This window comes from Roseovarius pelagicus, from assembly GCF_025639885.1.
GTDB classification, from domain to species: Bacteria; Pseudomonadota; Alphaproteobacteria; order Rhodobacterales; family Rhodobacteraceae; genus Roseovarius; species Roseovarius pelagicus.
On sequence record NZ_CP106738.1, the window covers coordinates 3,217,143 to 3,236,628 of the forward strand.

Annotated in this window: 19 protein-coding genes and 1 tRNA gene; 7 read left to right on the forward strand and 13 right to left on the reverse strand. The window is 58.2% G+C overall.

What is annotated here, in order from left to right; translation table 11 throughout:
• The first annotated feature begins 165 nt into the window (after positions 1–165).
• Positions 166–576 (forward strand): hypothetical protein, encoded by a 411-nt coding sequence (locus tag N7U68_RS16965; protein ID WP_165193652.1) that lies wholly within the window; start codon positions 166–168, stop codon positions 574–576.
• A gap of 33 nt (positions 577–609) precedes the next feature.
• Here the strand turns inward: N7U68_RS16965 and purB are convergent, their stop codons facing one another.
• The 3 genes from purB to N7U68_RS16980 form a co-directional block, all read right to left on the reverse strand.
• Positions 610–1,917 carry an adenylosuccinate lyase gene (purB, locus tag N7U68_RS16970; protein ID WP_263047569.1) on the reverse strand — a complete coding sequence of 436 codons (1,308 nt, stop codon included), beginning with the start codon at positions 1,915–1,917 and terminating at the stop codon, positions 610–612.
• A gap of 132 nt (positions 1,918–2,049) precedes the next feature.
• Complete coding sequence (locus tag N7U68_RS16975) at positions 2,050–3,264, reverse strand: bifunctional alpha/beta hydrolase/OsmC family protein (RefSeq protein ID WP_263049182.1); 1,215 nt, start codon at positions 3,262–3,264, stop codon at positions 2,050–2,052.
• A 105-nt stretch (positions 3,265–3,369) separates the two neighbouring features.
• Positions 3,370–4,101, reverse strand: coding sequence for an FkbM family methyltransferase (locus tag N7U68_RS16980; protein ID WP_263047570.1), 732 nt, complete (start codon positions 4,099–4,101; stop codon positions 3,370–3,372).
• 267 nt (positions 4,102–4,368) lie between these two features.
• Here N7U68_RS16980 and N7U68_RS16985 point away from each other — a divergent pair, with 267 nt between their 5' ends.
• Entirely contained in the window at positions 4,369–4,590 is a 222-nt protein-coding gene (locus N7U68_RS16985; RefSeq protein WP_263047571.1) for a hypothetical protein, read from the forward strand.
• Positions 4,591–4,608: 18 nt separating this feature from the next.
• On the opposite strand, the gene dddP is transcribed toward N7U68_RS16985, so the two are convergent.
• The 4 genes from dddP to N7U68_RS17005 all read right to left on the reverse strand — a co-directional run bounded on the left by dddP (position 4,609) and on the right by N7U68_RS17005 (position 8,988).
• The gene (gene dddP / locus N7U68_RS16990) at positions 4,609–5,952 is read right to left on the reverse strand and encodes a dimethylsulfonioproprionate lyase DddP (RefSeq protein WP_263047572.1); all 1,344 of its coding nucleotides are present in this window, start codon (positions 5,950–5,952) and stop codon (positions 4,609–4,611) included.
• A 237-nt stretch (positions 5,953–6,189) separates the two neighbouring features.
• Positions 6,190–6,969, reverse strand: a complete 780-nt coding sequence (locus N7U68_RS16995; protein WP_263047573.1) for a hypothetical protein — start codon at positions 6,967–6,969, stop codon at positions 6,190–6,192.
• A 237-nt stretch (positions 6,970–7,206) separates the two neighbouring features.
• On the reverse strand, positions 7,207–8,613 hold the full coding sequence (gene glnA, locus N7U68_RS17000; protein WP_165193642.1) for a type I glutamate--ammonia ligase: 1,407 nt from the start codon (positions 8,611–8,613) through the stop codon (positions 7,207–7,209).
• A gap of 36 nt (positions 8,614–8,649) precedes the next feature.
• Positions 8,650–8,988 carry a P-II family nitrogen regulator gene (locus N7U68_RS17005; RefSeq protein WP_165193640.1) on the reverse strand — a complete coding sequence of 113 codons (339 nt, stop codon included), beginning with the start codon at positions 8,986–8,988 and terminating at the stop codon, positions 8,650–8,652.
• 170 nt (positions 8,989–9,158) lie between these two features.
• On the opposite strand from N7U68_RS17005, the gene N7U68_RS17010 reads away from it, so the two are divergent.
• Entirely contained in the window at positions 9,159–10,718 is a 1,560-nt protein-coding gene (locus N7U68_RS17010; RefSeq protein WP_263047574.1) for an NAD(P)H-hydrate dehydratase, read from the forward strand.
• A gap of 16 nt (positions 10,719–10,734) precedes the next feature.
• Here N7U68_RS17010 and N7U68_RS17015 read toward each other — a convergent pair whose 3' ends face one another.
• Complete coding sequence (locus tag N7U68_RS17015; protein ID WP_263047575.1) at positions 10,735–11,232, reverse strand: Hint domain-containing protein; 498 nt, start codon at positions 11,230–11,232, stop codon at positions 10,735–10,737.
• 172 nt (positions 11,233–11,404) lie between these two features.
• On the opposite strand from N7U68_RS17015, the gene N7U68_RS17020 reads away from it, so the two are divergent.
• A tRNA-Leu gene (locus N7U68_RS17020) sits at positions 11,405–11,488 on the forward strand.
• Positions 11,489–11,606: 118 nt separating this feature from the next.
• Here N7U68_RS17020 and N7U68_RS17025 read toward each other — a convergent pair.
• The 3 genes from N7U68_RS17025 to N7U68_RS17035 form a co-directional block, all read right to left on the reverse strand.
• Positions 11,607–12,326, reverse strand: a complete 720-nt coding sequence (locus N7U68_RS17025; RefSeq protein ID WP_263047576.1) for a ribonuclease activity regulator RraA — start codon at positions 12,324–12,326, stop codon at positions 11,607–11,609.
• Between the two features lie 18 nt (positions 12,327–12,344).
• On the reverse strand, positions 12,345–13,130 hold the full coding sequence (locus tag N7U68_RS17030; RefSeq protein WP_263047577.1) for an SDR family oxidoreductase: 786 nt from the start codon (positions 13,128–13,130) through the stop codon (positions 12,345–12,347).
• A 73-nt stretch (positions 13,131–13,203) separates the two neighbouring features.
• Positions 13,204–14,418, reverse strand: a complete 1,215-nt coding sequence (locus N7U68_RS17035) for a pyridoxal phosphate-dependent aminotransferase (RefSeq protein ID WP_263047578.1) — start codon at positions 14,416–14,418, stop codon at positions 13,204–13,206.
• A 260-nt stretch (positions 14,419–14,678) separates the two neighbouring features.
• On the opposite strand from N7U68_RS17035, the gene N7U68_RS17040 reads away from it, so the two are divergent.
• Positions 14,679–15,596, forward strand: a complete 918-nt coding sequence (locus N7U68_RS17040; RefSeq protein WP_263047579.1) for a LysR family transcriptional regulator — start codon at positions 14,679–14,681, stop codon at positions 15,594–15,596.
• Between the two features lie 28 nt (positions 15,597–15,624).
• Here the strand turns inward: N7U68_RS17040 and N7U68_RS17045 are convergent, their stop codons facing one another.
• Together N7U68_RS17045 and N7U68_RS17050 are read right to left on the reverse strand one after the other, a co-directional pair.
• On the reverse strand, positions 15,625–16,572 hold the full coding sequence (locus N7U68_RS17045) for a 2-hydroxyacid dehydrogenase (RefSeq protein ID WP_263047580.1): 948 nt from the start codon (positions 16,570–16,572) through the stop codon (positions 15,625–15,627).
• A gap of 123 nt (positions 16,573–16,695) precedes the next feature.
• Positions 16,696–17,466 carry a LamB/YcsF family protein gene (locus tag N7U68_RS17050; protein ID WP_308446187.1) on the reverse strand — a complete coding sequence of 257 codons (771 nt, stop codon included), beginning with the start codon at positions 17,464–17,466 and terminating at the stop codon, positions 16,696–16,698.
• Positions 17,467–17,773: 307 nt separating this feature from the next.
• On the opposite strand from N7U68_RS17050, the gene N7U68_RS17055 reads away from it, so the two are divergent.
• Positions 17,774–18,418 carry a GntR family transcriptional regulator gene (locus tag N7U68_RS17055; protein WP_241188221.1) on the forward strand — a complete coding sequence of 215 codons (645 nt, stop codon included), beginning with the start codon at positions 17,774–17,776 and terminating at the stop codon, positions 18,416–18,418.
• A 90-nt stretch (positions 18,419–18,508) separates the two neighbouring features.
• Positions 18,509–19,432, forward strand: coding sequence for a dihydrodipicolinate synthase family protein (locus N7U68_RS17060; protein WP_263047582.1), 924 nt, complete (start codon positions 18,509–18,511; stop codon positions 19,430–19,432).
• The last annotated feature ends 54 nt before the right edge of the window (positions 19,433–19,486 follow it).

Consider the following 19,486-nt stretch of genomic DNA (forward strand, 5'->3'; position numbering starts at 1 on the left):
TCCTGAAATTTAGCAGTCTACAGCCATCATATGGCGCAAACCGTACGCCCGCCCAGTATTTTCGCATCTGGAAAGTGGTGGGCGACCGTAAATTGACTATTCTCGGCTCGGCAGCTTTCGGGCTAGTGTCTGGTCACAGTTTGAAATTTTTCCTGAAAGAGTATTATGAGACAGTTATATTTTTCTGCCTTGGCGATCATCGTTTTGTCACTGCCAATTGGCGCGCATGCCTGTTCGGAGGCGATGGATCGCGCGTACCAAGAGGAAAACGAGGGAATTGAGGCCTATAACAGCGCCTATGAAATCTATGATGCCGGGCGTGACATCTTTCAAACGGACAAGGTGCGCGCCTGCGGACTGATAAAAAAGGCGGCGGCGCGGATGCGGCGCGCACGAATGGGATTCCGCCGTGCATCGCGGGCCTACAGTGATGCAGCCAGTGATTGCCGATTTTATCAACGCTACTCTGATGAAAAGCAGGTGAACAAAATCATACGCGAGGTAAACGACGATTGGGATGCCGCCGAAACGGCGGCGGACTCCATGAAGCAGGTGCACGCCGACCACTGCCAGTAAAGGCATTTGGCGGTCGGCATGCATGCCTAGGTGTCAATCCTTGCCGAACACACGGGCAAAGATCGTGTCGACATGCTTGGTATGGTAACCGAGGTCGAATTTTTCCTCGATCTCTTCCGCGCTCAAGGCAGCCAGAACGTCGGCGTCAGCCAGAAGCTCAGTTTTGAAATCCTTGCCCTGTTCCCAGACCTTCATCGCATTGCGCTGCACCAGCTTATAGGCGTCTTCGCGGCTGACCCCGGCCTGTGTCAGTGCCAGAAGCACCCGCTGCGACATGACCAGGCCACGAAATTTATTCATGTTGGCCAGCATGTTGTCGGGATAGATCACCAGCTTGTCCACAACCTGCGTCAGGCGAGCCAGAGCAAAGTCGAGCGTGATTGTGGTGTCCGGGCCGATGTTACGCTCGACAGACGAATGTGAAATATCGCGCTCGTGCCAGAGGGCTACGTTCTCCATCGCGGGCACGACGGCCATGCGCACCAGACGAGCGAGGCCAGTCAAGTTCTCGGTCAGGACCGGATTACGCTTGTGCGGCATGGCGCTGCTGCCCTTTTGGCCGGCCGAGAAGAATTCTTCGGCTTCCAGCACTTCGGTGCGCTGCATATGGCGGATCTCGGTTGCGATGTTTTCAATGCTGCTGCCGACCACGCCAAGCGCGGCAAAGAATGCCGCATGCCGGTCGCGCGGGATGACTTGAGTGCTGATCGGCTCGGGTTCCAGCCCCAGCTTGGCGCAGACATGTTCCTCGACCGCCGGGTCGATATTGGCAAAAGTACCAACCGCGCCGGAGATGGCCCCGGTCGCGATCTCGTACCGGGCTTTCTCCAGCCGGTTCAGGTTGCGATCCATTTCGGCGTAGAAACGCGCAAAGGTCAGACCCATCGTCGTCGGTTCGGCATGGATGCCATGGCTGCGGCCGATGCGAACGGTATCCTTATGCTCGAACGCGCGACGTTTGAGGGCTGCCAGCAGGCCTTTCATATCCTCGATGAGGATGTCTGTAGCGCGCACCAACTGGACGTTAAAGCAAGTGTCGAGCACATCCGAGGACGTCATGCCCTGATGCACGAACCGGGCCTCGTCGCTGCCGACGTGTTCCGCCAGATGGGTCAAGAAAGCGATCACATCATGCTTGGTCACCGCTTCGATCTCGTCAATGCGGGCGACGTCGAATTCCACATCTTTGGCCTTCCACACGGCATCGGCATTCGCACGCGGAATCACGCCCAGATCGGCCATCGCGTCGCAGGCATGCGCTTCGATCTCGTACCAGATGCGGAACTTGGTCTCGGGCGACCAGATGGCGACCATGTCAGGGCGGGAATAGCGGGGAATCATGTGTGCGGGCCTTTGGTTGAGGGAATGGCTGTTGCGCGCGGTTTAAACCGCGCGCGCCGCAGCGGCAAGTCGGGCACAGCGAAACGCTGCATGACACCTTCACCTCACATTGATGAAAGACCCCACCATGGGTTAATCTGCCAGAACGGTTTCAATACGCGAGCTGGCCTCCAATGTGCGATGCACCGGGCATTTGTCGGCGATTTCCAGCAATCGCGCGCGTTGGTCGTCGCTGAGATCTCCGTTCAGAAATACGGTGCGTTTGAACATGTCGGCCTTGGCGTCCTGACCTGTAGCGGCGTCCTGTGCATGTACCTTGTCGTGGCAGACTTCGACGCGGATGTTGTCCAGCGGCCAGCCCTTGCGGCGGGCATACATGCGGATCGTCATCGAGGTACACGCCCCCAGACCAGCGGCGAGGAAGCCGTAGGGTGACATGCCCTTATCCGTGCCGCCATAGGCCGCAGGTTCGTCGGCGAGTGTGTGGTGGTGCGGCCCGGCGTTGACGTCCTGCAAAAAACCATCCGGGTCGGCCTCGGTCACGCGCACGATACCCTCGGGCGCGCCGGGCGGCGGGGCCGGGGTCTTGATCCCCAGATAACGTGTCGCCCATGCGGCGATCACCTCTGCCGCGTATTCAGCATCTTCGGGGCGGGTGATCAGGTGGTCGGCCTCATCGAGAGTGACAAAACTCTTGGGATGTTTGGCGGCATCAAAGATTTGCGCGGCATTTTCGATCCCGACCACGGCATCGCGCGGGGCGTGCAGCACCAGCAGAGCGCGGTGGAGGTCTGCAATCTCGGGTTGGAGGGTTTCAGCCTTCACATTCTCCACGAACTCTTTGCCGATGCGGATAGAGCGGCCACCCAAACTGACCTCGGCTGTGCCGACTTCGTTGATCTCGGACAGAGCATCGCCAAAGTTGTGCGTTACATGTTCGGGGTCAAACGGCGCACCGATCGTGACCACGGCGCGGACACTGTCAATCTTGCGCGCGGTCGCCAGCACTGCCGCACCGCCAAGCGAATGGCCGATCAGCAGAGAGGGCGCTGTGCCTCGGTCTGCCAGTGACTGGGCTGCCAGTTCAAGATCGGCGATGTTGGAGGTGAATGTCGTGTTTTCAAATTCGCCGCCCGAATGGCCCAATCCGGTAAAGTCGAAGCGCAAAACGGCGATGCCCGCACCGGCCAGCCGGGCAGAGATGCGGCGCGCGGCGGGGATGTCCTTGGAGCAGGTAAAGCAATGCGCAAAAAGTGCAGTAGCCAGATGCGGTCCGTCGGGCAGGTCAAGCCGCGCGGCCAGTTCAGAGCCGTCATGGCCGGTAAATGTCAGGCGTTCGGTGGGCATGGTGTGGTCCTTCTCTGGCGTGCGTTCCAAGAGTAGGGCCGCATCCGCGACGTTGCCAGCCATGTGTCAGCGCGTCACACGAAGGTGAGGTTTCGCGTGGGAATGTTAGGTGCTGATGTGCCGATAGAGCCGGTCGTCGCCCAGATTGCCCAGCAGGCTGTACCCCATATCCCGCAGCAATGTCTCCGCGCTGGCGGTACCTTCGTGGCCGCGGAATGCATTTTCGCGCCATTCCAGATAGATCAGTTTCGGCCGCACCGCGCCCATGCTGCGCAGGACTGACAACTCGGCCCCTTCGATATCCATGTGCAGCAGGTCGATCTTGTCGATGTTCGCCTCGGTGCAGAAGGTGTCAAAACGCTTGCCGTCGACTTTGATTGGTTCTTCGGATTGCTGTACGAACGTGAACCGTTTTTGGTAGGCGTCACTGTGTTGATAAAGCGAGCCTTGGGCGTTGGTTTCACCGTTGATGGTGGCAGTGTACCATTCCACGGGGCCGTCCTGATCACACGCGGCGAAGTTATGGATTTCGACTTCCGACGCTGCGAGAGCGGCGCGCACGATCCCGATCCGGTCGGGATCGGCCTCGACAGTGACGACACGCGCGTTCGGAAAGGTCTGTTTCATCCGCCACGCATCACCGCCATCGAATGACCCCAGATCTACGATCACCGTCGGTGTGATGCCGGCCTCCGGAAGCCAGTTCATGTTAAAGCGGGAATGCTGCACATCATGGGGCGTGCCGTTTACGTCGATCCGATACATCCGCTCGCGCAAGGCGGGGGATTTCAGGCCGTTCAGCCGCATTTTCAGACGGGAGACGAGACGGTTCAACATGGCAGGCGCTCCGGAGGGGCAGACCCTATTCGCGTAGACAATCAGGGGGCAGAGATCAAGGGAGAGGGTGAAGACTACGGTTCTGCGTTGGCGCGGCGTGTTCATGCCGGCATCGGGCGAAACTGTGTGCTGTCTGGTCGCAGATCTCGCATGTGAGTCGCGCATCACAATCTGTGATATGGTGTCTAACATCAATTCATTTTACGAATGTTTTCGGCGGGCATAAGTCTGAGTTGTCGACATGACAGTATCGGAAGGAAAACCCAGATGTCCCAATCTATGAGTATCGAAACCGCGGCTACCGTGCCGCATGGAAGTCCCCGCATGTTGTTGTTGATAGCAGCACTGCTTGTTGGTTTGGCCGTTGCGCTTGTCTCGACAGGCGGCGGGGACGCGACTGTGTCGCAGGGTAGCGACAGCCAGCAGATCGAAACCGCGCCAGCAGAAGACTGGCACGGCAATGTTAAGCGCTCCCACTGGTCGCGATAAAACGGGCCGGGGCGGGCGCTATGCCTGCCCCATCAACGCCGGATCGAACGGGTATTTTGTCAGGTTTTCATATCCGTCTTCGGTGATCAGCACCTGATCCTCGAGCTTGATCGAGAAATTGCCGCCTTCGGCGCCGACGAGTGCCTCGACGCACAGGACCATGCCGGCCTCTAGCGGGTAATCGAAGGCACCGGCGACGGCCTGATCCGGGTAAGCGACCAAAGGCCATTCATCGCACAGGCCTACACCGTGCATGAGGCAGCCGTATTTCTGTTTCTGGAATTGGGCATCCAGAACATGGGTGTTTGCGCTTAGTTCAGGGATCATTACGCCGGGTTTCAGCATCTCCATGTTTGTCTGAATATGTTCTACCGCGTGCTGCATGGCATAGATCATGTCGGCGGGTGGTTTCTGATCGCCGATCCACCAGCTGCGCGAAATATCGATGCAGATGCCATAGCTGCCGATGAGGTCGGTATCAAAGCTGATGATCTCGTTCATGCGGGCGATACGCGGGCCGCATTCCTGAAACCACGGGTTCGTGCGCGGACCCGAGGCCAGCAGCCGGGTTTCGATCCATTCGCCACCTCGCCGGATGTTTTCGGAGTGCAGGACGGCCCAGATGTCATCTTCGGACATGTTGCCCTGAGGGACACCGTCGCGGGCTGCGTCCTCCATTGCCCTGACCGCAATTTCGCAAGAGAGCGACGCGCACCGCATTGCCAGAATTTCGTCGGGTCCTTTGACCGAACGCGATTTTTCGGTGACTTCCTCACCTTCCATGATCTCAAAGCCCTGTGCCTCAAGGGCGCGCAATCCGTGAATCATCGGCTTATCCACTGCGAGGCGCATGTTGCCGGGGGCGTGTTCGGCCATCAACGCGCGCACCTCGTTTGAGAACGTGTCGGCTGCGATGTCGATTTTATCACCCCGGTCAAAGTAGAACAGGTCTGCACCGGAACGCTGTTCGCGCACCAGTGGGTTGAAAGTGCTGAGAAAGGGTGAGTTTTTGTAATCCCAGATCAGCATGTAGCCGTCGGCGCAAAGCAGTACGGCGCGGAACGGATTGTGGGTGTTCCAAAGCTGCATATTGGTGCTGTCGGTGGCGTAACGAATGTTAAGTGGGTCGAACATCAACAGGCCGCCATAGCCGCGATCGACGACATGTTTGGTCAGGCGTTCCCAACGGTACCGGCGCATCGCCTGCAAGTCGGGCAGCGTCAGACCGGCGGCCTGCCATTCGGCAAAGGCCAGCCGGGTCGGGCCGATCTCGATCCGGTCGGCATCGTTTGGAGTATTATCGCCGAGGCGTTCGCCTCGTGTCGGGTCAATCTTGCGGGTGTCGCGGTAGTGCTCGTTCATGGTGAATTCCGAAGTGCCGATTTCTGTCGATACTGCGGGGCTGGAACGCGTCTGTCGGGCCTGATTGCGACATCGAAATGGTCATTTTGTCGGTGGGCCATACGGCGTAGATAGCGCAAAAACGCAAATCCATGGGGGCGTAAAGTCATTTTGCTGTGCAAAATGAAGCCTACTGCCATGCCCGAGTGCGGTGTAAATGCGCTTGAATTAGTGGAGCGGCCTGTCGTCGTTTCGCAATCAGAGCGCGATTGATGTGATCAACTGAACAGTATCAGCTGTTGCACCTGCACTGTTCAAACCAACGAACAACCCCGTAATCGCGGCGGTCTGTGCTGCCAGCCGGACACTTTCGCCCTTGAGCAGTGTCGTCAGAATCAGAGCGGTGCCGACGGGTAGGGCGATCACGGATACCGTCAGCGCCATCGCCCATGCGGTCAGTCTCTGCGGGACTTCTTCGACGATATCGGGATCAGGCAGATCCCAGTGTATTTCGGTTTGCTCGGTGGTGGACGCGTCTACATCGCGTGCGGTCATGCCAATGCTATCCAGACGCGCGCTCAGTTGATCGCAGGTGTCTTCGATCTTGGGTAGGGTGCGATTGCCCGCTCCGGCGGATGGTTTTTCTGCGGCTGCCAATGGCGTGGCTTGTTCGGTGATGCGTTCGACGCGTGGGCGTTGCCCGGCGGCGACCGCCTCGCGGAAACCGTCAATCGGTAGCCAAGCCGTATGTTTGTCCCACTGCACCTGTTCTGCCGGGAGGGTGCAGATCAGTTGCGCGAGGAACGCGCCGACCTCGCCTAGCCCGGCTTCGGGGTTGATCGGATGGATCACCATCCGCAGAACCGGAGCGGTGGCAGAGCCGTCGGATCGTTTACCGACCCCCTGTGTGATCCAGAGCACATGGTTCGGTGTCACAAGGCAGGCAGAGCGATCTGTCAGGACTCTGCCCTGACAAAATCCGGGATCAAGATCTTCGGAGTTGCAAGTCACCTGATGGAGCGCATCCGCGATAGACACGTTGTATGTCTCTGGGAGAATAAGCCACGCGGTTATTATCTCATGGTTCTGGGTCATGCTGCCTGCATTTCTTTTGCTGCCTCAATCGGAAGTTGATGGAAAAAATTGTTTCCAGTAGGACCGAAACATGACGGGTTTAGGGCAATTGTTGACTGTTTGATTTTGGGAGTAAGGGCGGCGCCAGAACGAGAAAGGGCGCCCGTTCCGGACGCCCTTTGTTCGTGAGGCTGAACGAATTCAGCAGCTGTAATACATGCCGAATTCAACCGGGTGTGGTGTGTGCTCGTAGGTCTGAATCTCTTCCATCTTCAGCGCAATATAGCCGTCGATCTGGCTTTTGGTGAAAACATCACCGGCCAGAAGATAGTCATGATCGTTTTGCAGCTCTTCCATTGCTTCGCGTAGGCTGCCGCATACGGTGGGAATGCCTTCCAGTTCTTCAGCAGGCAGATCATAGAGGTTCTTGTCCATCGCCTCGCCGGGGTCGATCTTGGACTTGATACCGTCCAGACCGGCCATCAGCAGGGCGGCAAAGCACAGATAGGGGTTCGCCGCCGGATCGGGGAAGCGGGCCTCGACACGTTTCGCCTTGGGCGACTCGGTCCATGGGATACGTACACAGCCCGAACGGTTGCGTGCGGAATATGCGCGCAGGACAGGAGCCTCAAAGCCCGGGATCAGACGCTTGTAGCTGTTGGTCGCCGGGTTGGTGAAGGCGTTCAGTGACTTGGCGTGCTTGAGAATGCCGCCAATGAAATACAGCGCCTCTTGGCTAAGGTCGGCGTATTTGTCACCTGCGAACAAAGGCTTGCCGTCTTTCCAGATCGACATGTTCACGTGCATGCCGCTGCCGTTGTCACCATAGATCGGTTTGGGCATGAAGGTGGCCGTTTTGCCATATGCCTGAGCGACGTTGTGGATGACATATTTGTATTTTTGCAGTTCGTCCGCCTGATGAGTCAGCGTGCCAAAAATAAGGCCCAGCTCGTGCTGGCAGGACGCGACCTCGTGGTGGTGTTTGTCTACTTTCATGCCGAGACGCTTCATCGTGCTCAGCATTTCCGCGCGGATGTCATGCGCGTCGTCGGTTGGGTTTACCGGGAAATACCCGCCCTTGAGGCCCGGGCGATGGCCCATGTTGCCCATCTCGTATTCGGTATCGGTGTTCCACGATGCATCCTGTGCATCGACCTCGTACGAGACTTTGTTGATGCTGTTGGAGAACCGCACATCGTCAAAGAGGAAAAATTCTGCTTCGGGGCCCATATAGGCCGTGTCGCCGATGCCCGATGCTTTCAGGTATGCTTCGGCCTTTTCCGCAGTGCCGCGCGGGTCGCGGTCATAGGATTCGCCGGTGTCGGGCTCCACCACAGTGCAATGCACGCAGAGGGTTTTTTCAGCATAGAAGGGATCGATATAGGCGCTGTCTGTATCGAGCATCAGTTTCATGTCCGAAGCTTCGATCGACTTCCAGCCTGCGATGCTTGATCCATCAAACATGAAGCCTTCTTCGATAAAATCCTGGTCGACGAGGTCAGAAACCAGAGTGACGTGCTGCAGTTTGCCGCGCGGATCGGTGAAACGGATGTCGACGTATTCGCAGTCTTCATCCTTGATTAGCTTGAGCAGGTCTTGTGCGCTCATGTCTGATATTCCCTTCTTTTCCTTGAAAGATATGCTTTACAGCGCGTCCGAGCCGGTCTCGCCGGTGCGGATGCGGATGGCTTGTTCGACGGGGCTGACAAAGATTTTGCCGTCGCCGATCTTGTCCGTTTTGGCGGCATTGGTGATTGCCTCGATGGCGGCATCAACCTGATCGTCGTCCAACACCACGTCAATTTTGACCTTTGGCAGGAAATCCACCACGTATTCGGCGCCGCGGTATAGTTCGGTATGGCCCTTCTGCCGACCAAACCCTTTGACCTCGATTACGCTAAGACCCTGTATGCCTGCGTCTTGCAGCGCCTCTTTGACCTCATCCAGTTTGAACGGTTTGATGATCGCTTCGATCTTTTTCATCTGGTAACTCCATGGCGCTTGCTTCGCGCCTGTCAGAGCACTTCTCTTGGGCGGCCTCAATCGGATAGGCTGTATCGGGCGAGGATGGGCAGGGTGTGGATTTATGAATGCCTAAAATTTAGGCATGTTGATGCCTGAATGGGCGAAAGTGAATCGTGGAGCAGGGGTGAATGACCGAATTACTGACCGGCGCCCAGATGCGGGCCATTGAAATGGCGGCAATAGAGTCGGGCGAAGTGACCGGGCTGGACCTGATGGAGCGCGCCGGGCGTGGTGTTGTCGAGGCGGTTTTCGAGGAGTGGCCAGCGCTGGCGGCGACCTCGCACCGGGCTGTCGTGCTGTGCGGACCGGGCAACAATGGCGGTGACGGATTTGTTGTTGCGCGATTGTTGCGCGAGTGGGGCTGGGAAGTGGAGCTGTTCCTCTTTGGCGACGTCGAACGGCTGCCGCCGGATGCCCGGGTAAACTACGAAAGGTGGTTGACCGGGGGCGGCACGATCTGCCCGCTTGACGATGTTTGCGGGGGGCTGGGCACGCGCACGGTCGCGCTGGTGGTTGATGCGCTTTTTGGCACAGGTTTGAGCCGGCCGCTGAACTGGGAGGTAGAACAGCCGCTGTCGGATGTGGAGTGTTGGAAGCACCGGCACGAGAAATGGCCTGCGACCGTGGCGATCGACCTGCCCAGTGGTCTTTGCGCTGACAGTGGGCAGGATTTGGGCGCGCGATTGCCTTGTGATCTGACGGTTACGTTTCATACGGCCAAACCCGGACATTTTCTTGGGGAGGGCCCACAATATTGTGGGGCAGTCCGCATTGTTGATATCGGCCTGCCTGAACGTCCAACTGGGTCGCGCCGACCGGATGATGTTGTCGGGCGGGTCGGCTCTCCGTTGGGACTGTTCAAGAACGGGGCGCATAAGTTCGCGCACGGCCATGCCCTTGTTCTGTCCGGTGGATCCGGTACGACCGGCGCTGCCCGGCTTGCCGCGCGTGGTGCGTTGCGGATCGGGGCGGGGCTGGTCACGCTAGGGGTGCCGCCCTCGGCCCAGATGGAAGTGGCAAGCCAGATCACGGCCGTGATGCTGAAGCGGGTGTTGGATGCCGCGGCGCTGGCCGACATCCTGCAGGACGCCCGCATTAATGCGCTCTGTCTCGGGCCGGGGATGGGTGTCGCATGGGCGTCGGATATGCTCGGCGCCCTGCGCGGGGAAGGGGATGTAGAACCCCGCCCGACAGTGCTGGATGCGGATGCGCTGACAGCGCTGGCAGAGGATGAGGCATTGTTCGCGGCACTGCATCCGGCTTGTGTTCTCACGCCCCACCAAGGCGAATTTGCCCGGCTTTTCCCTGATATCGCGAAGAGACTCCGCGAGGAGTCAAAGAGCGGGCCGGCCTATTCCAAGGCTGATGCCGTGCGCGCCGCTGCGGCGCGGGCGGGGTGCGTTGTGTTGCTCAAGGGGCCGGATACGGTGATTTCGGATCCCAAGGGCCGATGTTCAGTGCATTCCGCGCAATATGATCGCGCCGCGCCGTGGCTGGCCACCGCAGGATCAGGCGATGTGCTGGCCGGGTTTATCACGGGGCTGCTGGCGCGCGGATTTGCTCCGATGCAGGCGGCGGAGGCGGCTGCGTGGCTGCATACCGAATGCGCGCGCAGTTTTGGCGCCGGTTTGATTGCTGAGGATATCCCAGAGGAATTGCCGCGAGTGCTCCGCGCGCTGGGGATCTGAGGAGCCGGGGCCAGTATCAGGCAGCGTTTGATTGCGGTGTCGACGAAAGCTGCGCGGCCAACTCCAGACCATCCACATAGATGACATGCGGTGCGTCAAAACACAGTTGATAGAGCGTGAGGGTGCGCACACCGTCATGGGTGATGAATTCGTCATCCACAAGCGACCGCACCGGCACCATCGCCTGAGCCGCGCCAAAGAGCGCCTGCGCACGCCAGTCACGCACCAGAAGTTCCTGCTCGGCGGGCATGACCACGTCGCGATCAGGGCGGGTGTCGCCCAGCGATCCGGCAAGAATACGCACGGTATGCGTGGTTACATGGTGTTTTCGGATATTGTCCACGGCGACCAGCCCGCAATCGCGGGTAATGATGCGATCCCCCGGTACGATATCCTCGACCAGCGTTTCACCGGATTGCGTCAATAGGATGCTGCCGGGGCCAACCCCGGCGCAGATGGAGTGCGCCTGCACGGGCCATTGCCCGCCGCTGCGCCCGACCGTTTTCGGTTTCATGGCGACCTGCTTTTTTGTTTTCTGCTCGTTATTGTCGGCGATCATATGCCAATTTTTGGTAAATGTCCTGTCTTTTCACACAACCTGCTGAGGCACTCAATTTTAGCTCGCATCCCGGCGCGTGCTTTGCTAGGAGACGCGTCAGGTTGCGGTCCCTAAGGCCGGACCATGTGCGGGTGTGGCGGAATTGGTAGACGCACCAGATTTAGGTTCTGGCGCCTTTGGCGTGGGGGTTCGAGTCCCTTCACCCGCACCAACAATCACTTCTGAGGCAGAGGTGACAGGCGCCTTGAACAATTTTACTTTGGGCCGCAGTCGTCTTGAGATAGCGATAGACAGCTAACGGTGATTGACGTCTGTCTTCCGGGTTTCGGCTACGTTTGGCTGGCTTTGAAAGCCTCGTACCGGGCTTTGTTTTCGGCGTTCGGGGGATAAAGACCGGGCAAGGATTCGCCCGCTTCTACCTGCGACATGATCCAGCCTTCCAGACGCTCTTGTTCGACCGCCGATGCCGTGACCTCTTCTACCAGCCCTGCGGGGATGAGAACGGCGCCGTCGTCATCGGCCACAATCACGTCTCCCGGAATGACAGCGACACCGCCGCAGGCGATGGGTTCCTGCCAATCTACGAAGGTCAGCCCGGCCACGGAGGGTGGGGCGGAAACACCATGACACCAGACTGGCAGCTGGGTGGCGCGAACGCCGGCAACATCACGCACGACCCCATCTGAAATCAGCGCGGCCACTCCGCGTTTCTGCATGCGCGCGCACAGGATGTCGCCAAAGATTCCCGCGTCGTCCACCCCCATCGCGTCCACGACGGCGATACAGCCCGATGGCATTGCTTCGATGGCGGCGCGCGTCGACGTTGGTGAGGACCAACTCTCAGGTGTGGCGAGGTCTTCGCGAGCGGGAATGAAACGCAAGGTGAAGGCGCGGCCGACCTCGCGGGCCTGACCGCTATCGAGTGGCATGGAGCCACGCAGCCAGACATTGCGCAAACCCTTCTTTAACAAAACCGTGGTAAGGGTTGCTGTCGTGACCTGTTTCAAGGCTTCAAACAAGGCGGCGTCATTGGACGTGTCGATGGACATCGAAAAAACTCCCCAAGATCAAATGCTGGCGATAAAGCCGCCATCCACGCGGATGGTGCTGCCGGTGATATAGGCCGCGCGGGTACTGGCCAGAAATGCGACGGCGTCGCCATATTCCTCGGGTTTGCCGTAACGCCCGACCGGAATGGAGGCCATGCTTTCGGCTGACACGTCGGCGACGTCGCGATCCTCACGTTTGGCCTTTTGTTCATCCAGAAACGTAATCCGAGGCGTTGCGATGCGGCCGGGCAGGATGATGTTGGATGTGATGCCGTCGCGCCCAACCTCACGGGCAAGGGTCTTGGACCAGCCCACCAGAGACACGCGCAGGGCATTTGACAATCCAAGATTGGGAATTGGCGCGACCACACCCGACGAGGTCGATGTGATGATGCGCCCCCATTTCCGTTCTTTCATTCCGGGCAAAACGCGATCGGTCACCGCGATGACAGACAGCACCATGCTCTCAAAGTTGTTTCTCCAATCTTCTGGCGTCTGTCCGGATACCGTGCTGGGCTTTGGGCCGCCGGTGTTGTTGACGAGGATATCGACCGGGCCAAGCTCCTGCTCGATCCGTGCCACGTTTGGCTCGATCTGATCCAACTGTCCCAAGTCCCATTCCAGAGCGATGGCCGTGCCACCTGTCGAACGGATACTCTCGGCAGTCGCTTCAACAGAGCTGAGAGTCCTGCCGCCCAATGCAAGTTTCACGCCTTCCATGGCGAGTGCGTGGGCAATTGCGCTGCCCAGCCCGCCCCCGGCGCCGAGCACGATGGCTGTTTTGTTGTTGAGTCCCAAATCCATGATGTCGGTCCTTTCGAAGGATGCTGTCGTTTGGCGGGGCGGATGCTTGCATCCGGCCTCTGGCTGCGTTGCGTCAGGTTAGCTTTGCGCAGGCTGTCGCCATGCGATCACATGCCTGTTCAAGGTTCTCGGTGGATGTTGCGAAGGAAAGCCTGAAGAATGGTGCAAGGCCGAAGGCGCTGCCCGGAACTGTGGCGACGCCCGCTTCTTCGAGAAGATACATGACCACGTCCGTGTCTGTCGTGATCCGCTTCCCGTCTGGACGTGTTCGGCCGATCAATCCCTCGCAGGAGGGGAACAGGTAGAATGCACCATTTGGTGTCACGCAATCCAGCCCGTCTATGGCGCGAATGCGTTCCAGGCAGAGATCGCGTCTCTGCTCGAACACAGCGCCACGATCCACAAGGAAATCCTGTGGCCCATCCAGTGCGGCAACGGCTGCGGCCTGACTGATGGCGCTAGGGTTCGAGGTACTTTGCGATTGAAGTGTTGCCATCGCACGAATGATGTCCACAGGTCCGCCAGCGTATCCGATACGCCATCCGGTCATGGCATAGGCTTTCGAGACGCCATTCACCGTCAGAACGCGATCCATGAGTTTCGGCTCGACCGCTGCGATTGTGGCAAACTCCCAGCCATCGAAGCGCAGGTGTTCATACATGTCGTCTGTCATTACCATGACATGCGGGTGCTCCAGCAGCACATCAGCGAGCGCCTTGAGGCGTGCCGCGGAATAGCCTGCGCCCGTCGGGTTCGATGGAGAGTTGAGGATGAGCCATTTGGTGCGCGGCGTGATCGCGTCGCGCAGGGCGTTGGCGGTAATCAGGAAACGATCCTCGGCCGGGCAGGGCACGAGCACCGGCACTCCCCCGGCCAGTCGCACCATGTCAGGATAACTGACCCAGTAGGGGGCCGGTATGATAACCTCGTCGTCGTCGTTCAGGGTCGCAAGCAAGGCGTTGCAGAGGACTTGTTTGCCGCCGGTTCCTACGCTGATCTGGTCGAGGCGGTAGGAAAGCCCGTTTTCGCGTAGAAATTTGACTACGATCGCCTTTTTCAGATCGGTCGTGCCATCCACGTTGGTGTAACGGGTTTTGCCATTGTCGATGGCGGCCTTCGCAGCGCGACAGATGTTTTCAGGAGTGTCAAAGTCAGGTTCTCCGCTGGATAGATCAATGATGCTTCTACCTTCGGCTCGCAGGAGATTTGCGGTCTGGCTCATGGCGATGGTGGGCGAGGGCAGCACTGCTTGCATCCGTGTCGAAAGGCGCCCGGAAATTGTGGTCATCTGCGAAGCCTCCTGATTGTGTGGCCGCTACCCATTGTCACGCCAGCAAATCGGGTTCGGTGTGCGCTGCCGATACCTATGCTGCTGTGCGCGAGGTATTGGCCGGAGGCGAAATTGGTGTCCCGGCTGAAAAGTTTGGTTTCGATGGACACAGCTTCCCTCGCTTTACCCGCGCACAGGCGTTCAGAGGACAATAGATGGGGGCATAATGTAAGAAAACATTGGTTTTGAAAGCTTTATAAGATAGAAAATCTATCTTTATGAACACTCGATTCCTAGAGAGCTTTGTCGCTGTCGCTGAATGCGGTTCCATTGCCGAAGCGTCACGGCGACTGAACCTGACCCCTGCCGCATTGGCGCAAAGATTGCGCGCGCTGGAGCAAGAACTGGGGCATGAATTGGTCAGCCGGGTCGGCAGAACGGTGAAGCCCACCGCATCCGGATTGGCCGTCCTGAACCATGCCAGATCGCTGATTGAGGGTGTGCGCGATCTGAGGGCGATTGCGGGCAATAATGAACCGACGGGGCGTTTACGCTTGGGGGCCACATCAACCGCGATGACAGGTCTTTTGCCTGATATTCTGGCGGGGCTGCGGCCACGGTATCCGCAGATCGAGTTTTTTCTGTGCCCTGACACCTCGATCAACTTGTATCACGGCGTTCTGGCGGGCGATCTGGACGCCGCCGTTATCGTGCGACCACATTTTCAGGTCCCCAAGTCGATGGATTGGCTGACCTTGCGTCAGGAGCCATTGGTCCTGATTGCTCCGGATGGAGTGAACATGGACGATCCGCATGCGGTAATTTCCGATCAGGCCTTTATCCGGTATGACCGCAACCAATGGGGCGGCCAGATTGTCGAGCGCTACTTGCGGCAAAACGATCTCCGGGTTCGGGAATGGTTGGAGATCGACGCGCTTGATGCGATTGCGGCTCTGGTCAGCCGTGGGCTGGGTGTGGCCATCGTGCCGGATTGGGCTCCGCCCTGGCCCCGCGACCTGTCTTTGCAAAAGAGAATATTGCCGACCGGGGGAATTCGCCAGACCGGGGTTTTGTGGAACCGGTCGACTGTGCGGATCACCGCAGTGCGGGCCTTTGTTGATTTTTGCGCGCAGATATTTTGCCCCGACACCGCAAATGCGACAGCAGCCGTTGCCGATAGGGTAAGGGACAGATAGGCGCCAGTTTTGGCCGCATTATTCGGCCCTAGTAACCGCGCGCAATATCGACGATTTCGGGCATCGTCCCATTTGCGCGAAAAGCCTTTAGATTACCGGCGACGATCTGGGTTGCCGTCCGCATGTCTGTCGGTGCTGACACATGTGGTAGCACGGTAACGTGTGGATGTATCCAGAGCGGGCTATCTGCGGGCAGCGGTTCGCAGTCAAAAACGTCAAGGACTGCATGCCCGAGATGTCTGTCATCTAACGCTTTCATCAGGGCGACAACGTCGAGGCTGGGCCCGCGGCCAAAGTTGATGATGGATGCACCGTGCGGCATTGTCCGCAATTGCGTGTCGGACAGCAAACCGTGGGTTTCAGGCGTCAGGGGCAGGAGGCAGACGAGGATATCCGTACTGGCCAGAGTTCTTTGCAGCTCGTTTTCGCCAGCAAGGCATGTAACGCCGGGAATATCTTTTTGGGTCCGGCTCCAACCGGTCACTTGAAACCCAGAGGCGTGGAGACGTGTTGCAGCGGCCTGTCCGAGATTGCCAAGCCCGAGAACCGAAACCCGGACGTCCTGCGGGCGCCGATATGGAATGGGTGCCCATTTTTTGCGGGCTTGCTGTCTTTGATAGGCAGGCATGTCGCGAAACAGGTAGAGTGTCCATGCCAGAACGGACTCAGCCATCGTGCGAGCAAGTTCGGGATCGACCAATCTGGCGATCGGCACGGCCTGCCCGGCCAGATCGCGAACAAGCCGCTCCACACCCGCCCACAGGCTGTGAATCAATTTGAGGTCAGGTAAAGTCAGCAGTTCTGCCGGGTCGGGATTGGCAACGATCGCGATTTCAATGCCTGATCGATGGTTGGGTGGGATGTCACGCACAGGCCGAATATTCTCCTGCGGGAGCGCCGCGTGCAGGGCATCCAGCCATGCGCGTTCGTCAGTTTCCGTCATGCGGGTGGACAATGCGATGGATGTGCGTGTCATGGTGATCGTCCTGCTGGATAAGAGGTGCGGTTTTGCGTCCCAGAGCCTGCCATTGTGTCGGCGGCCGCTTGCCTTGGGCACGCTTCTTGACTGAACCCCGGTGCGATTGTGGCTGTTGCGGGGTCAGCCGCGCCCAAATGGGGCAATCGTGATCCCTTGCTCTTCAAGTGAAGCGCGTAGCGCGCGGCAGATGTCGACCGCGCCGGGAGTGTCACCATGCACGCACAATGTTTCCGGCTCTACAGGAAGCCGTTTCCCACTGGTGGTGGGTATGTGCCCCTCGAGCACCATTTCGAGAACCTGTGCAACACTTTGCTTGGGGTCGTGGATCACGGCACCCGCCTCGCTGCGCGGCGTCAATTCTCCTTTGTCGGTATAGGTCCGGTCGGCGTAGATCTCGCACGCAACCTGAATCCCAGCCTTTTCGGCAGCCTTGTAGGTCTCTGAATAGGGCAATGTCACGAAAATCAGATTGGCGTCCACGGCCTTTACCGCACGCACGCAAAGCGCAGCGAGTTCAGGGTCGCTCGCTGCCATGTTGCCGATGGCACCATGTGTTTTCACATGCGTCATTGGATGGTCCTCCAGCCCGCACATGCCCCGCATCGAAAGGATCTGAAATATGAGTTGGGTTTCAAGGTCCTCCGGCTTTTCTCCGCTAATCCGACGTCGGCCAAAACCGTAGAGATCTGCAAACGACGGATGCGCACCCACACTGACACCAAGATCGCGCGCCATTCGGATCGTTTTTCGCATAACCACCGGATCGCCAGCGTGAAATCCGCATGCGACATTGGCCGAGGTCACAAGTTTCATCATCGCGGCGTCATCACCGATCGTGTAGGCGCCAAAACTTTCGCCCATATCGCAGTTTAGGTCAATTTTTCTCATTATACCAATGCTTTGCCTGTGTTTTTTTGCGTAGGAAATCGCGCCGCAGTTTGAAAAATAGACATCCTTGCGGAATATGGTTCCATTCTTTACCAATGGGGATACATTTGGTATACCATTATTTCAACTACAGTTTAATGCGCGCTGGTTTCGGCAATGTGTGCCGCAGTCGTCATGGGTGATTGCAGAGCAGGAGTTCAGTTGAGCAGGGCAATTTGTGACTTTTCCTATCGAAGTAACTGTGCGTATACCGCACAATTCCCCGCCGCCATTGCGCCCGAATATTTGAAACAAAAAGATGGATAGCCGCGTGTCCCCAACCGAGAGTTTGACTGATAGTGCCTTTCTGCGGATGCGCGACATGATTCTCAGCGGCGAATTGCCATCAGGCACGCAGTTGCAGGAACGGGCCTTTGCAGAGCGTCTGGGCGTGTCCCGCACCCCGGTTCGTGAAGCGATTGCACGATTGATGAGTGAGGGGCTGGTGATAAGGGCGCATCGTGGCGTGCCGACAGTCAATCGCATTTCCATTTCCGAAATCATGGAGATCCTGCACATACGGCGGCTATTGGAATGCGAGGCGGCAAAGCAGGCGGCGCGGGTTTCTTCGAATCCAGAAATCTGGCTGAACTTCAAATCGACACTTGCCGGATATTTGAATGGGTACCACCCCGGAGCCGTCGAGCATGCCGATTTCGATTTCGCGTTTCACATGCAGATTGCGAATACCGCCGGTTCGTCCTTGCTGGCCGAGATGATTGGCGGGCTAAAATTAAAGACCCGGATTTTCGATCAGGGCCAGATACCAGACCGACTGGATCCCGGTACGCGCGAACATATTGCCATCGCGGATGCAATTCTGGCGCGCGACCCGGACGCGGCTGAAATGGCGATGCGCGAGCACATCAACAATGCCCGCGAAGCTATCCTGAGTCACCTCCACAGACTTTCCTAACGTCCAAGCCTCTGCTTTTGGCGGAGGTAGAAGCATGTTGACATATATAAAATACCCTAGGTATACCAAAAGTATGTATGAGGAGCCATTATGAGCCGTTTGACCGAAGATGCGCGCGGCGTCTACGTGATCGCCGCCACACCGTTCCAAGAGGATGGGACACTTGATTTCGACAGCACAGATCGAATGGTGGACACCTATCTGGAAAAAGGCGCGGCAGGCTTAACCGTTCTGGGCATGATGGGAGAAGCCACCAAGCTGACACCCGATGAGGCGCGGCGTTTCGTACAGCATTTTCTGACCCGCGTGGATGGGCGCATTCCCGTCGTGGTCGGGGTGTCTTCGCCGGGCTTTGCGCAGATGCAGGAGCTGACCAAGACCGTGATGGGCGACGGCGCGGGAGGGGTGATGATCGCACCGCCGTCAACCCTCAAGACCGACGACCAAATCGTGAACTATTACAACCAAGCCGTTGAATTCATCGGGGACACGCCGTTTGTCTTGCAGGACTTTCCGCTCGTCACAAATATTCACATGTCGGTTTCGGTCATCGCGCGGATTATTCGATCATTGCCCAGCTGCGTTTGCCTGAAACACGAAGATTGGCCCGGTTTGGAGAAGATTAGCACGCTGCGAGAGCAAGGCGTGCTCGACCGTCGAATTTCGATTTTGTGCGGAAATGGTGGTTTGTTCTTGCCCGAGGAAATGGCGCGCGGGGCGGATGGGGCGATGACCGGATTCTGCTGCCCCGAGATGATGTTCGATGTCGTCCGCGAGATGGAAGCCGGAAACACCGAGCGCGCATATGATGTCCTCAACGCCTACCTGCCGCTGATGCGTTACGAGCAGCAACCGGGTCTCGGGCTAGCAGTCCGAAAGTACGTGATGGCCAAGCGCGGCGTCATAGCCAGCGATACATTGCGCCAGCCCGGCGCACGATTGGGAGTGACGGCCAGAGCCGAGATTGATCAACTCTTGCGGCGGCAAGGCGAGAGACTGGCAGAGTTGGGCTAACTGTTATCGGCACGCAGGAGCGATCTGCGTGGAAATGATTTCCTAGGATGAAGG

What these genes read in the sequence shown, in the direction of transcription:
- N7U68_RS16965 (WP_165193652.1), top strand. Translation starts at nt 166, where the DNA reads ATGAGACAGTTATATTTTTCTGCCTTGGCGATCATCGTTTTGTCACTG.
- purB (WP_263047569.1), bottom strand. Translation starts at nt 1,917, where the DNA reads ATGATTCCCCGCTATTCCCGCCCTGACATGGTCGCCATCTGGTCGCCC.
- N7U68_RS16975 (WP_263049182.1), bottom strand. Translation starts at nt 3,264, where the DNA reads ATGCCCACCGAACGCCTGACATTTACCGGCCATGACGGCTCTGAACTG.
- N7U68_RS16980 (WP_263047570.1), bottom strand. Translation starts at nt 4,101, where the DNA reads ATGTTGAACCGTCTCGTCTCCCGTCTGAAAATGCGGCTGAACGGCCTG.
- N7U68_RS16985 (WP_263047571.1), top strand. Translation starts at nt 4,369, where the DNA reads ATGTCCCAATCTATGAGTATCGAAACCGCGGCTACCGTGCCGCATGGA.
- dddP (WP_263047572.1), bottom strand. Translation starts at nt 5,952, where the DNA reads ATGAACGAGCACTACCGCGACACCCGCAAGATTGACCCGACACGAGGC.
- glnA (WP_165193642.1), bottom strand. Translation starts at nt 8,613, where the DNA reads ATGAGCGCACAAGACCTGCTCAAGCTAATCAAGGATGAAGACTGCGAA.
- N7U68_RS17005 (WP_165193640.1), bottom strand. Translation starts at nt 8,988, where the DNA reads ATGAAAAAGATCGAAGCGATCATCAAACCGTTCAAACTGGATGAGGTC.
- N7U68_RS17010 (WP_263047574.1), top strand. Translation starts at nt 9,159, where the DNA reads ATGACCGAATTACTGACCGGCGCCCAGATGCGGGCCATTGAAATGGCG.
- N7U68_RS17015 (WP_263047575.1), bottom strand. Translation starts at nt 11,232, where the DNA reads ATGAAACCGAAAACGGTCGGGCGCAGCGGCGGGCAATGGCCCGTGCAG.
- N7U68_RS17025 (WP_263047576.1), bottom strand. Translation starts at nt 12,326, where the DNA reads ATGTCCATCGACACGTCCAATGACGCCGCCTTGTTTGAAGCCTTGAAA.
- N7U68_RS17030 (WP_263047577.1), bottom strand. Translation starts at nt 13,130, where the DNA reads ATGGATTTGGGACTCAACAACAAAACAGCCATCGTGCTCGGCGCCGGG.
- N7U68_RS17035 (WP_263047578.1), bottom strand. Translation starts at nt 14,418, where the DNA reads ATGACCACAATTTCCGGGCGCCTTTCGACACGGATGCAAGCAGTGCTG.
- N7U68_RS17040 (WP_263047579.1), top strand. Translation starts at nt 14,679, where the DNA reads ATGAACACTCGATTCCTAGAGAGCTTTGTCGCTGTCGCTGAATGCGGT.
- N7U68_RS17045 (WP_263047580.1), bottom strand. Translation starts at nt 16,572, where the DNA reads ATGACACGCACATCCATCGCATTGTCCACCCGCATGACGGAAACTGAC.
- N7U68_RS17060 (WP_263047582.1), top strand. Translation starts at nt 18,509, where the DNA reads ATGAGCCGTTTGACCGAAGATGCGCGCGGCGTCTACGTGATCGCCGCC.